This window comes from Microbacterium sp. KHB019, from assembly GCF_037285405.1.
Lineage (GTDB): Bacteria > Actinomycetota > Actinomycetes > Actinomycetales > Microbacteriaceae > Microbacterium.
The window spans coordinates 1-13,014 of the sequence record NZ_JBBDHF010000002.1; the positions used below are offsets into that span (position 1 = coordinate 1).

The 13,014-nt window shown below is 65.7% G+C and carries 7 protein-coding genes; 1 reads left to right on the plus strand and 6 read right to left on the minus strand.

All coding sequences use genetic code 11. The features are described 5' to 3' along the window. Positions 1–531, plus strand: a 531-nt coding sequence (locus KHB019_RS06410) for an integrase core domain-containing protein (RefSeq protein WP_337458409.1), incomplete at its 5' end; no start/stop codon positions are given. Positions 532–586: 55 nt separating this feature from the next. On the opposite strand, the gene rpoC is transcribed toward KHB019_RS06410, so the two are convergent. From rpoC to KHB019_RS06440, 6 genes are all read right to left on the minus strand, one after another. After that, a complete protein-coding gene (gene rpoC, locus KHB019_RS06415; protein WP_337458410.1) occupies positions 587–4,462 on the minus strand; it encodes a DNA-directed RNA polymerase subunit beta' in 3,876 nt (1,291 codons plus the stop codon). A gap of 56 nt (positions 4,463–4,518) precedes the next feature. Then, positions 4,519–8,019 carry a DNA-directed RNA polymerase subunit beta gene (rpoB, locus tag KHB019_RS06420; RefSeq protein ID WP_337458411.1) on the minus strand — a complete coding sequence of 1,167 codons (3,501 nt, stop codon included), beginning with the start codon at positions 8,017–8,019 and terminating at the stop codon, positions 4,519–4,521. 220 nt (positions 8,020–8,239) lie between these two features. Continuing rightward, on the minus strand, positions 8,240–9,709 hold the full coding sequence (locus tag KHB019_RS06425; protein ID WP_337458412.1) for a glycoside hydrolase family 3 protein: 1,470 nt from the start codon (positions 9,707–9,709) through the stop codon (positions 8,240–8,242). Continuing rightward, positions 9,706–10,539, minus strand: coding sequence for a carbohydrate ABC transporter permease (locus KHB019_RS06430; protein WP_337458413.1), 834 nt, complete (start codon positions 10,537–10,539; stop codon positions 9,706–9,708). Before KHB019_RS06430 ends, KHB019_RS06425 begins: the two co-directional genes overlap by 4 nt. Further along, positions 10,536–11,519, minus strand: coding sequence for a carbohydrate ABC transporter permease (locus tag KHB019_RS06435; protein WP_230101444.1), 984 nt, complete (start codon positions 11,517–11,519; stop codon positions 10,536–10,538). The genes KHB019_RS06430 and KHB019_RS06435 overlap by 4 nt, the downstream gene beginning before the upstream one ends. Before the next feature lie 79 nt (positions 11,520–11,598). Next, positions 11,599–12,894 (minus strand): sugar ABC transporter substrate-binding protein, encoded by a 1,296-nt coding sequence (locus tag KHB019_RS06440; RefSeq protein ID WP_230101445.1) that lies wholly within the window; start codon positions 12,892–12,894, stop codon positions 11,599–11,601. Positions 12,895–13,014: the final 120 nt, after the last annotated feature.

Below are 13,014 nucleotides of genomic sequence, written 5' to 3' on the forward strand. Positions count from 1 at the left end.
CGGTTCGTCGGCAAGCAGCAAGGGGACAAGCACAAGGCAACGACGGCACTGCGCACGGGAAGAACCGGCAAAGGTCACCCGAACATCGGCACCGCATTCGTGCACACCGTCATCGATGACTACTCCCCCGTTGCCTACGCCGAGATCTGCACCGACGAGAAAGCCGACACGGCGATCGGCGTCCTCACACGCGCCGTCGCCTGGTTCGCAGACCGCGGCGTCACCGTCGAGCGTGTCTTATCCGACAACGGGTCGGCCTATCGCTCCTACGCATGGCGCGATGCCTGCGTCATGCTCGGCGTCCGACACAAACGCACCCGCCCCTATCGTCCACAGACCAATGGCAAGATCGAGCGTTTCCACCGCACCCTCGCCGACGGCTGGGCCTACGCCCGCTTCTACGGATCCGAATCCGAACGCCGAGACGCGCTACCCGGCTGGCTGCACTTCTACAATCATCACAGGCACCACTCCGCAGTCGGAGCCGCGCCCGTCAGCAGAATCAACAACCTGCCTGGACATCACAACTAGGCGACGAAGGCCCCGCACCTCCGAAGAGGGGCGGGGCCTTCGTATCGAACCTGGGTCAGTTGTACGTACCAGGGGTCACGTCATCCGTCGAGAACGCGTCGAAGTCGACGTAGCCGAAGTCGCCCTCGGCGTACGCGCCGTCGGATGCGAAGATCCGGTTCGGGTAGCGCTCGCTCTTGGCTTCCTCGGTCGCCTCGACCGTGACGTCACGGTACTTCGAGAGACCTGTTCCGGCGGGGATGAGCTTACCGATGATGACGTTCTCCTTGAGACCGACCAGCGGGTCGCGCTTGCCCTGCATGGCAGCCTCGGTGAGCACGCGAGTGGTCTCCTGGAACGACGCAGCCGACAGCCACGACTCGGTCGCAAGCGACGCCTTCGTGATACCCATCAGCTCCGAACGGCCGGAGGCCGGACGCTTGCCCTCAGCGACAGCCTCGCGGTTGATCGCCTGGTAGCGCTTGAGGTCGACCATCTCACCCGGCAGCAGGGTCGTGTCGGCGTGATCGACGACGGTGACCTTGCGGAGCATCTGACGGACGATGACCTCGATGTGCTTGTCGTGGATCGGCACACCCTGCGAACGGTAGACGCCCTGGACGCCGCCGACGAGGTAACGCTGCACCTCGCGAGCACCCATGACACGCATGACCTCCTTGGGGTCCAGCGTGCCGACCAGGAGCGGCTGACCGACCGTGACGTGCTGGCCGTCCTCGACGAGAAGCGTCGCACGCTTCAGCACCGGGTAGACGACCTCTTCATCACCGTTGTCGGGCGTGAGGATGACCTTCTTGGCCTTGTCGGTCTCGTCGATCGTGATGCGGCCATCGGCCTCGGCGATCGGCGACGCGCCCTTGGGCGTACGAGCCTCGAAGAGCTCCTGCACACGGGGCAGACCCTGGGTGATGTCATCCGCCGATGCAGAACCACCGGTGTGGAACGTACGCATCGTCAGCTGGGTACCGGGCTCACCGATCGACTGAGCGGCGATGATGCCGACGGCCTCGCCGATGTCGACGGTCTTGCCGGTCGCGAGCGAACGGCCGTAGCACTGCGCGCAGACGCCGACAGCCGAGTCGCAGGTCAGCACCGAACGGACCTTGATGGTCTCGACGCCGAGCTCGACGAGCTTGTCGATGAGCACGTCACCCACGTCGTCACCGGCAGCAGCCAGGACCTCGCCCGACTCGCTGACCACGTCAGCAGCCAGGGTACGAGCGAACACCGAGTTCTCGACGTTCGCGTCGCGGACCAGCTCGCCCTGCGAGTTCGGAGCGGCGATCGGGAGTTCGAGGCCCTTCGACGTGCCGCAGTCCTCTTCGCGGATGATGACGTCCTGCGAGACATCCACCAGACGACGGGTCAGGTAACCCGAGTCAGCGGTGCGCAGAGCGGTGTCGGCCAGACCCTTACGGGTACCGTGTGTCGCGATGAAGTACTCCGCCACCGACAGACCCTCGCGGTACGAGGAGATGATCGGACGCGGGATGATCTCACCCTTGGGGTTGTTCACCAGACCACGCATACCCGCGATGTTGCGGATCTGCAGCCAGTTACCACGAGCACCCGACGACACCATGCGGTTGATGGTGTTGTCCTCGGGGAAGTTGGCGCGCATCGCGGCCTGAACCTCGTCGGTCGCCTCGGTCCAGATCTTGATGAGCTCCTGACGACGCTCGGCGTCGGTCGTGAGGCCCTTCTCGTACTGCGACTGGACCTTCGCGGCCTGCTTCTCGTAGCCGGCGACGATCTCCTTCTTGTTCGGAGGAGTGAGGATGTCGCTCAGGGCGACGGTCACACCGGAGCGAGTCGCCCAGTAGAAACCGGCATCCTTGATGCGGTCGAGCGTCGCGGCCGTCTCGACCTTGGGGTACTCCTCGGCCAGCTTGTTGACGATCTGCGACAGCTTGCCCTTGTCGGCAGGCTCGCGGACGAACGGGTAGCCCTTGGGCAGCGTGTCGTTGAAGATCGCCTGACCCAGCGAAGCGTCGACGAGGCCGTGCTTCTCGTAGCCCTCGGGAGCCTGGCCCTCGAGGAAGGACAGACCGGGGATGCGGATGCGGATCTTCGCCTGCAGGTCGAGGGTTCCCTCGTCCTTGGCGAGGATCGCCTCGGAGACCGAACCGAACGCACGGCCCTCACCGGTTGCGCCGTCCTTGACCGTGGTCAGGTGGTGCAGACCGATGATCATGTCCTGCGAAGGCAGGGTGACCGGGCGGCCGTCCGACGGCTTCAGGATGTTGTTCGACGCGAGCATCAGCACGCGGGCCTCGGCCTGAGCCTCGACCGACAGCGGCAGGTGCACAGCCATCTGGTCACCGTCGAAGTCGGCGTTGAACGCCGCGCAGACGAGCGGGTGCAGCTGGATGGCCTTGCCCTCGACGAGCTGCGGCTCGAACGCCTGGATGCCGAGGCGGTGCAGGGTGGGTGCACGGTTCAGCAGCACAGGGCGCTCGCGGATGATCTCCTCGAGCACGTCCCAGACCTCGGGACGCATGCGCTCGACGGAGCGCTTCGCGGCCTTGATGTTCTGCGAGTGGCCGAGGTCGATCAGACGCTTGATCACGAACGGCTTGAACAGCTCGATCGCCATCGTCTTGGGAAGACCGCACTGGTGCAGCTGGAGCTGCGGGCCGACGACGATGACCGAACGGCCGGAGTAGTCGACGCGCTTTCCGAGCAGGTTCTGACGGAAACGACCCTGCTTGCCCTTGAGCATGTCGCTGAGCGACTTCAGGGCGCGGTTTCCGGTACCGGTGACCGGGCGACCGCGGCGGCCGTTGTCGAACAGTGCGTCGACGGCCTCCTGCAGCATCCGCTTCTCGTTGTTGACGATGATCTCGGGGGCGCCGAGGTCGATCAGACGACGAAGACGGTTGTTGCGGTTGATCACACGGCGGTACAGGTCGTTCAGGTCGGAGGTCGCGAAGCGGCCACCGTCGAGCTGGACCATCGGGCGCAGCTCCGGCGGGATCACCGGGACGACGTCCAGAACCATCGATGCCGGCGACATGCCGGTCTCGAGGAACGAGTTGACGACCTTCAGGCGCTTGATCGCGCGGATCTTGCGCTGGCCCTTGCCCTCGGAGATCTGCAGGTGCAGGCTCTCGGCCTCCGCCTTCAGGTCGAACGCGGCCAGGCGGCGCTGGATCGACTCCGCGCCCATGTAGGCCTCGAAGTACTGACCGAAGCGGTCCTGCAGCTCGTGGAAGACGTCATCCTCAGGACGGAGTGCACCGACCTCGAGCGTGCGGAAGTCCTCCCACACGCGCTCGAGCTTGGCGATCGCCTCGTCGGCGCCCTTGCGGGTGAGGGTCATCTCCTTCTCAGCAGCGTCCTTCACCTTCTTCTTGGCGTCGGCCTTGGCCCCCTCGGCCTCCAGGGCCGCGAGCTCCTCCTCCAGCTTGGTCATCCGCTCGGCGATCTTCGCGTCGCGACGATCTCCCAGCGTCTTCAGCTCGAGGCGGATGTTGTTCTCCTGCGTGGCCAGGTCGCGGTGACGAGCATCCTCATCGACCGAGATGACCATGTATGCGGCGAAGTAGATGACCTTCTCGAGGTCCTTCGGCGCCATGTCGAGCAGGTACCCGAGGCGCGAAGGCACGCCCTTGAAGTACCAGATGTGGGTGACGGGCGCGGCGAGCTCGATGTGGCCCATGCGCTCACGACGGACGGAGCTCTTGGTGACCTCCACGCCGCAGCGCTCGCACACGATGCCCTTGAAGCGGACGCGCTTGTACTTTCCACATGCACACTCCCAGTCACGGGAAGGGCCGAAGATCTGCTCGCCGAACAGACCGTCCTTCTCGGGCTTGAGGGTGCGGTAGTTGATGGTTTCGGGCTTCTTCACCTCACCGTAGGACCATCCGCGGATGTCGTCTGCGGTGGCCAGACCGATGCGAAGCTCATCGAAGGTGTTTGACTCGAGCACTAGTTCTCCTGTGTCTCAATAAATTTCTGTGATCAGACGCTGGGCGGAGCCGCGCGTCAGATCTCGTCGATCGAGGCGGACTCGAATCGGCTGGAGATGTTGATACCGAGCTCTTCGGCGGCACGGAATGCCTCGTCGTCGGTGTCGCGGAGGTTGACAGCGGTGCCGTCGGCCGAGAGGACCTCGACGTTCAGGCAGAGCGACTGCATCTCCTTCATGAGCACCTTGAACGACTCGGGGATGCCGGGCTCCTGGATGTTCTCGCCCTTGACGATGGCCTCGTACACCTTGACGCGACCGAGGATGTCGTCGGACTTGATCGTGAGGAGCTCCTGGAGGGCGTATGCCGCACCGTAGGCCTCGAGGGCCCACACCTCCATCTCGCCGAAGCGCTGTCCACCGAACTGCGCCTTACCACCGAGCGGCTGCTGGGTGATCATCGAGTACGGACCGGTCGAACGGGCGTGGATCTTGTCGTCGACCAGGTGGTGGAGCTTCAGGATGTACATGTAGCCGACCGAGATCGGAGCCGGGAACGGCTCTCCGGAGCGGCCGTCGAACAGCTGGGTCTTGCCCGAGCGGTCGATGAGGCGGATGCCGTCGCGCGTCGGCAGGGTCGAGTCGAGGAGACCGGCGATCTCCTGCTCCTCGGCACCGTCGAACACCGGGGTCGCGACCTTCGTGCCAGGAGCCGCCTCGAAGGCGACCTCGGGCAGGGTCGATGCCCACTCCGGCTTGCCCTCGACCTTCCAGCCCTGCTTGGCGATCCACCCGAGGTGGGTCTCCAGAACCTGACCGAAGTTCATTCGACCGGGGATTCCGAGCGGGTTCAGGACGATGTCGACCGGAGTTCCGTCGGCGAGGAACGGCATGTCCTCGATCGGGAGGATCTTCGCGATGACACCCTTGTTGCCGTGGCGGCCGGCGAGCTTGTCGCCCTCGGTGATCTTGCGCTTCTGGGCGATGTAGACCACGACGCGGCGGTTGACGCCGGAGCCGAGCTCGTCATCGCCGTCCTCGGCGTTGAACTCCTTGACCGCGATGATCGTGCCCTGCTCGCCGTGCGGCACCTTCAGGGACGTGTCGCGGACTTCGCGGCTCTTCTCGTTGAAGATCGCGCGGAGCAGACGCTCCTCGGCCGACAGCTCGGTCTCGCCCTTCGGCGTGACCTTGCCGACGAGGATGTCGCCGGGGCGGACCTCGGCGCCGATGCGGATGATGCCGCGCTCGTCGAGGTCCTTCAGCAGCTCAGGGCTGACGTTGGGGAGGTCACGGGTGATCTCCTCCTTGCCGAGCTTGGTGTCGCGAGCGTCGACCTCGTACTCCTCGATGTGGATCGAGGAGAGGGTGTCGTCCTTCACCAGGTCCTGGCTGAGGATGATCGCATCCTCGAAGTTGTAGCCCTCCCACGTCATGAACGCGACGAGCAGGTTCTTGCCCAGAGCCAACTCACCGTTCTCGGTGGCGGGGCCATCGGCGATGACCTCGTTCACCTCGACGCGCTCACCGGCCGAGACGACGACCTTCTGGTTGTACGACGTGCCCTGGTTCGAGCGGTCGAACTTGCGCAGGTGGTACTCCTGCGTGCCGCCCTCATCGAGCTGCACGACGACGCGGTCTGCCGAGACCTCGGTGACCACACCGGCCTTGTCGGCGGTGAGGACGTCGCCGGCGTCGATGGCCGCGTAGCCCTCCATACCGGTTCCGACCAGCGGGGAGTCGCTGCGGAGCAGCGGCACAGCCTGACGCTGCATGTTGGCGCCCATGAGCGCGCGCTGCGCGTCATCGTGCTCGAGGAACGGCACGAGCGAGGTCGCGACCGACACCATCTGGCGCGGCGACACGTCCATGTAGCCGATCTCGCCGGGCTCGAACATGTCGACCTCGCCGCTGCCGCCCTTCGGGCGTGCGAGCACGTGGCTCTCGACGAACCCCTTCTTCGCATTGAGCGGGGCGTTGGCCTGCGCGATGTTGAAGTCGTTCTCCTCGGCTGCCGTGAGGTAGTCGATGTCGTCGGTGACCACGCCGTCGACGACGCGACGGTACGGGGTCTCGATGAAACCGAAGGAGTTGATGCGGGCGAAGGTCGCCAGCGAGCCGATCAGACCGATGTTCGGGCCTTCAGGGGTCTCGATGGGGCACATGCGGCCGTAGTGCGACGGGTGGACGTCACGGACCTCGACGCCGGCACGGTCGCGGGACAGACCACCAGGGCCCAGGGCCGACAGGCGGCGCTTGTGGGTCAGACCCGCGAGCGGGTTGTTCTGGTCCATGAACTGCGACAGCTGCGAGGTTCCGAAGAACTCCTTGATCGCGGCGACGACGGGGCGCACGTTGATCAGGGTCTGCGGCGTGATCGCCTCGATGTCCTGCGTGGTCATGCGTTCGCGGACGACGCGCTCCATGCGGGACAGACCGGTGCGGACCTGGTTCTGGATGAGCTCGCCGACAGCGCGGATACGGCGGTTGCCGAAGTTGTCGATGTCGTCGGTCGCGATGCGGATCTCGGCCTTCTTGCCGCTGCGCAGACCCTCGAAGGTCTCGTCGCCGCGGTGCAGGCGCACCAGGTACTTGATGGTGGCCACGATGTCCTCGACCGTGAGCACCGAGGAGTCCAGCGGCTGGTTCAGGCCCAGCTTCTGGTTGATCTTGTAGCGGCCGACCTTCGCGAGGTCGTAGCGCTTGGCGTTGAAGTAGAAGTTGTCCAGCAGAGCGCGGGCAGCCTCAGCGGCGACCTGCTCGCCCGGACGAAGCTTGCGGTAGATGTCGCGAAGCGCGTCTTCCTTGGTGAGGATGGTGTCCTTGGCCAGGGTCTCCTCGATGGAGGGGAAGCCGCTGAACTCGGCGAGGATCTCCTCGCTGGTCATGCCGAGGGCCTTGAGGAACACGGTCACGGACTGCTTGCGCTTGCGGTCGATGCGCACGCCGACCTGGTCGCGCTTGTCGATCTCGAACTCGAGCCATGCACCACGGCTCGGGATGACGCGAGCGGAGACGATGTCCTTGTCGGACGTCTTGTCCGGAGTCTTGTCGAAGTAGACGCCCGGCGAGCGGACGAGCTGCGAGACGACGACGCGCTCGGTGCCGTTGATGATGAACGTGCCCTTGCTGGTCTGCAGCGGGAAGTCGCCCATGAAGACGGTTTGCGTCTTGATCTCACCGGTCTGGTGGTTCATGAACTCGGCCTCGACGTACAGCGGGGCGGCGTAGGTCTTGCCGCGCTCCTTGCACTCGTCGATCGAGTACTTCTCCGGCTCGAGGTACGGGTTGGTGAAGCTCAGCTGCATCGTCTCGCTGAGGTCTTCGATCGGGGAGATCTCCTCGAAGATCTCCTCCAGACCGCTGAACTCGTTGAGGTCCTTGCGGCCGGCCTTCTTGCCCTCGGCGACACGCGTCTTCCACGTGTCGTTGCCGACGAGCCAATCGAAGGACTCGGTCTGCAACGCGAGGAGGTCAGGGACCGTCAGCGTGTCGGAGATCTTGGCGAACGAGAGGCGGGATGCTCCGCGTCCGTTCTTGTTGGTGGTGGATGTGGATGCGTTGCGAGCAGCAGCCAAGGGAATAACCTCCGTGAGCCCCGCAGGGCTTCTCGATTCCTTTGTCGTCAGGTGGAGTGCGCACTCGCATTCTCAACATCTGCCGACCACCATATGAGGGCAGGGAGAAAGGAGGCGCAAAGAACAACTATACGTCGGATTTCACGACATGGCAAGCAGAATCCTTGACCAATTCCGGATGCTGCGGTATGAGCCCCCTCGCGATCCCCCAAACTCGCGATCAGGGGCCGATCAGGAGAGAGCGCGCGGCTTCGGCGCCGATGCGGCTCGCCGCGCCCACCTCGACCACGGGCAGCGGCAGCGGATGCTGCGCGGCGAGGCCGACGTTCACGACGACGGCGCGGGGGTCGCGGCGCGCGGCGAGTTCGACGAGCTCGCGCTGTTCGGCGTCCACATCCGGGCGGTCGATGAGCAGCACGAGGCGTCCACCGGCCTCAGCAGCAGTGGCGAGCGCGGCATCCCGCTCCTCGTCCGTCGCGCGGGCGACGTCGAGCCGAACACGGAACCCGTCGCCGGCGAGCGCCTCCGCGACATAGGAGGCCGCGCTGTCGACGGCGAGGGTCGAGCGGCGGCGCGCGTCGATGACCGAGAGAGCGGATGCCGCGGCATCCAGCTCGCCGGCGACGCGCAGCGCGCGGCGCACGATCGCGGCGCCGTCGAACGCCGATGCCTCGACAGGCGTCGCTGCATCGAGCTTCGCGGACAGCGCCCGAACCCGATCGCGCGCCTGCTCCACCCGCTCGCGGGAGAGCGCGCCGCTGCGGAGCGCCGCGACGATCGCCTCGCGGGCGGCGAGGAAGTCCTGCTCGTCCTGATCGGATGCCGCGGCATCCCCCGGATTGGTCGGATTTCCGATGCACAGCAGATCGGCTCCGGCGGCCAGTGCCTGCACGGCCCCGCCGCCGATCCCGACCGATTCGCGAATCGCGGCCATGTCGAGCGCATCGGTGATGATGACGCCGTCGAACCCGAGCTCCCGGAGGCGGCCGAGGACGGCGGGGTTCAGCGTGGCCGGCTGCTCGCCCCACGCGGGGACGACGATGTGCGCGGTCATGATCGTGTCGACGCCCACGGCGATCGCGGCGCGGAACGGCTCGAGGTGCACGCTCTCGATCTCGGAGGTGTCGAGCGCGATGACGGGCAGCGCATGATGCGAGTCGAGGTGCGTGTCGCCGTGGCCGGGGAAGTGCTTGACGCACGCGGCCGCTCCCCCGCTCTGCAGCCCCTGTACCGTCGCTGCGACGTGCCGTGCGACGAGCGCGGCATCCGCACCGAAGGATCGCACTCCGATCACGGGATTGCGGGGGTCGGTGTTGACATCGGCGACGGGACCGAGCACGACGTCGACGCCGACCGTGCGGGCGCGGCGGGCGAGCTCGGCACCGGTGGCCTCGCTGGCGGAGATGTCGTCGAGGGCGCCGAGCTGCGCGGCACCGGGCAGCGTCGACCCGGTCGCCACCTCGAGGCGGGTGACGCTGCCGCCCTCCTCGTCGATGCCGATCAGCGCGTGCGGGTTCGCGGCGTGGATCTCGGCGCTCAGCGACGCGAGGTCGCTGGAGATGTTCTGTCCGAAGTACACGACGCCGGCGAGGTCGTCCTCGAGGGCCGCGCGCAACCAGGCCGGGACGCTCGTGCCGAAGAACCCCGGCCACAGCACGCTGCTTGCGAGGCGGGTGAGCTCGTCCGTCATCCCTTCACAGCTCCGGACGTCATGCCGCTCGCCAGGCGACCCTGGACGATCACGAAGAAGATCATGACCGGGATCGTGATGATCGTGGATGCCGCCATGATGCTGCCCCAGTCGTTGGAGTGCAGACCGAAGAACGACTTCAGACCGATCGCGACCGTGTACTGATCCGCCGCGCCGCCGAGCATCGTCATGGCGAAGATGAACTCGTTCCATGCGGTGATGAAGCTGAAGATGCTCGTCGCGACGAGTCCGGGCATGACCAGCGGCAGTAGCACCGAACGGAACATCCGCCACCAGCTCGCACCGTCGAGGTATGCGGCCTCTTCGAGCTCGACCGGGACGGCGGCGACGAAGCCGCGCAGCATCCAGATGCCGAACGCGAGCGAGAGCGCGATGTAGACGATCATCAGACCGATGATGCTGTTGAGCAGCCCGAGGCTCTTGACCTGCAGGAACAGCGGGATCACGAGCGCCTCGAGCGGCACCATCTGCACCACGAGGATGAGCATGAGGATCGTGGTGCGGAACTTGAACTTGAAGCGTGCGACGGCGACGGCCGCGAGCAGGCACACCAGGGCGCTGACCAGCACGGTCACGAGCGCGACGATCGCCGAGTTGCGGAGGAAGGTGCCGAAGCCGCCCTCGTTGAAGACGAAGATGAAGTGATCGAGCGTGAATTCCGCGGGGATGAACGAGCGGCCGCCGCTGGAGGCGTTCTTGTCGAAAGCGCTCGAGACCATCCAGTACGCGGGGAACAGGGTGAACGCCAGCAGCACCACGACACCGACTCCGATGCCGAAGCGGGAGAGGAAGGACTTCTTGGGATTCACAGTTCGTCCTCCTTCATGAGCGAGCGGATGTACACGATCGTGATGCCGATCAGCACGAGGGTGAGCAGCACGGCGAGCGCCGCTCCGAAGCCGTACCGGTTCTGACCGAAGGACTCGACGTACGACCACACGCCGAGGTTGAGCACGGAGCGGTTGGAACCGGAGCCGCCCGGCATCAGGTACACCTGAGCGAACACCTTGAAGTCCCAGATGGTCGACAGGATGATCACGACCGAGAAGACGGGGCGCAGAGTCGGGAAGACGATCTGCCAGAACCGGCGCCAGGCTCCTGCGCCGTCCATGGCCGCGGCCTCGAGCATCTCCTTCGAGACGCCGAGGAGGCCGGCGAGCACGGTGATCGCGACGAACGGGAAGCCGTGGTGCACGACGTTCAGCAGTACGATCGCGTAGAACGACCACTGGTTGGTGAACCAGTTGACCGGCCCGTCGATCAGCCCGAGATCGAGCAGGATGCTGTTGAAGATGCCGCGGTCGGCATCGAAGATGAACGTCCAGACGTACGTGCCGGTGACCGCGGGCATCGCCCAGGCGATCATGATGCAGCTGGAGACGATGAGCCGCCAGGTCTTGCCCAGGCGCTGCAGCAGCAGGGCGACCAGCGTTCCGACGGCGACGGTGGCGAGCACCGCGACAGCCGCGAAGCCGACGGTGTTCGGAAGGACGATCGTCCAGAGCGTGGAGTCGGTGAGCGCCTCGATGTAGTTGGCGAAGCCGATCCAATTGTTCTCACCGGTGTTGATCTCGCGCAGGCCGTAGTCCTGCAGGGAGTAGAGGAACACCTGCACCAGCGGCCACAGCATCAGCCCCGCGAGGATGATGAGGCCCGGCGCGAGCAGCAGCCAGGGCCGGGAAGCGGCGAGCAGGGTGAACCTGTTGGATCGGCGGCCGCCCGGTACGGACGCCGGGGTTGCGCTCCCCGGTTCCGTGCCCGTCGGCAGCGGTGCGTGCACCGTCGACATCAAGTGGTACTGCCTAACTTCTCGGAGACTGGGATCACCGGCACGGCCGATGATCCCAGTCTCGCCTGAACGACCGGTCTTACTGGTTGAGCAGCTCGGTCATCTCGGCCGCGGCATCCTTCGTCGCCGTGGCGACGTCCTTCTGCCCGCTGAGGATCGACTGCATCATCGCGTTCGTGGTCTTCTTCGCCTGGACGGCACCGAACTGCGGCGTGACCGGCACCGAAGCGCCGCCCTCGACCATCTGCTGCGCGAACGGGGCGACCAGCGGGTCGGTCGAGGCGAGAGCCTCTTCCATCGCCGAGGCGACACCCGGGAAGTAACCGGTCTGCGATGCCCACTTCTCGGCGAACTCGCCGGTGGTCATCATCTTGGTGAACTCCCAAGCCAGGTCGGCGTTCTTCGTGGTGTTGAAGATCGACAGGTGCGAGCCGCCGAGCACGGACGGAGCGATGCCGCCGTCCTTGCCCGGGATGACCGCGGCGCCGATCTTGCCCTCGAGGTCGGGGCCGGCTTCGACGAGCGAAGCGGGCGTCCACGAGCCCGACAGCATCATCGCGACGTTGCCCTGCGCGAAGTTGTCGCTGAGGTCGGTCTCCTTCCAGGTGGTGGCACCTGCGGAGGAGAAGCCGTGCTTCGTGGCGAGATCCGTGTAGAACTGGATGCCCTCCTGCGACTCGGCGCTGTCGAGCTCGCTGGTCCACGTGTCGCCGTCCTTCGTGGCGATCTCGCCGCCGGCGCCCCAGACCCAGGGGTAGACCTGGAACTCGGCGTCGCCGGGCACGGGGAAGGCCATCATCTCGGGGTGCGCCTTCTTGATGGCCTCACCGGCGGTGATGATGTCATCCCAGGTCTTCGGGGCCTCCAGGCCGAGCTCCTCGAAGATGTCGGTGCGGTAGACGAGAGCACGCACACCGGCGTACCAGGGCATGCCGTAGAGCTCTTCGTCGTACGTGCCGGCGACCTCGAGGCCCTCGACGAGGTCGTCGCGGAGTCCGTCTTCGCCGTCCACGTACTCGTCGATCGGCAGCAGTGCGCCGGCATCGGCGAACTCGGCCGTCCACGTGGTGCCGGTCTCGGCGACGTCGGGGGTGGTGCCACCGGCGATCGCGGTCACGAAGCGGTCGTGCGCGTCAGCCCACTGGACCTCTTCGATCTCGACCTTGGCACCGGTCTCCTCTTCGAACGCCTTCGATACCTCGTCGTAGAACGCGGTCGCGTCGGGGTTGGTGCCCTTCATGATCCAGACGTTGAGGGTCTGGCCCTCTCCGTCCGTGCCGCCGTTGCCGTTGTCGCCGCCTCCGGCAGCGCAGCCGGCCAGGCCGAGCGAAGCCGTGACGCCGAGCGCCACGATCGAAAGAATGCGCTTCTTCATCAGGTGAATCTCCTCATTGAAACTGCCGCATGCTGCAGGGGTTGCAGGGGGCGATTGGAAAAAGTATTCACCACTAACAAACTAGACGCAACTCATCCTGCGCATCGTCATCGAGCCGTA

Bases quoted from the DNA above. Each gene is read 5' to 3' on its own strand.
- KHB019_RS06425 (WP_337458412.1), bottom strand. From the start codon at position 9,709: ATGACGGACGAGCTCACCCGCCTCGCAAGCAGCGTGCTGTGGCCGGGG.
- KHB019_RS06435 (WP_230101444.1), bottom strand. From the start codon at position 11,519: ATGTCGACGGTGCACGCACCGCTGCCGACGGGCACGGAACCGGGGAGC.
- KHB019_RS06440 (WP_230101445.1), bottom strand. From the start codon at position 12,894: ATGAAGAAGCGCATTCTTTCGATCGTGGCGCTCGGCGTCACGGCTTCG.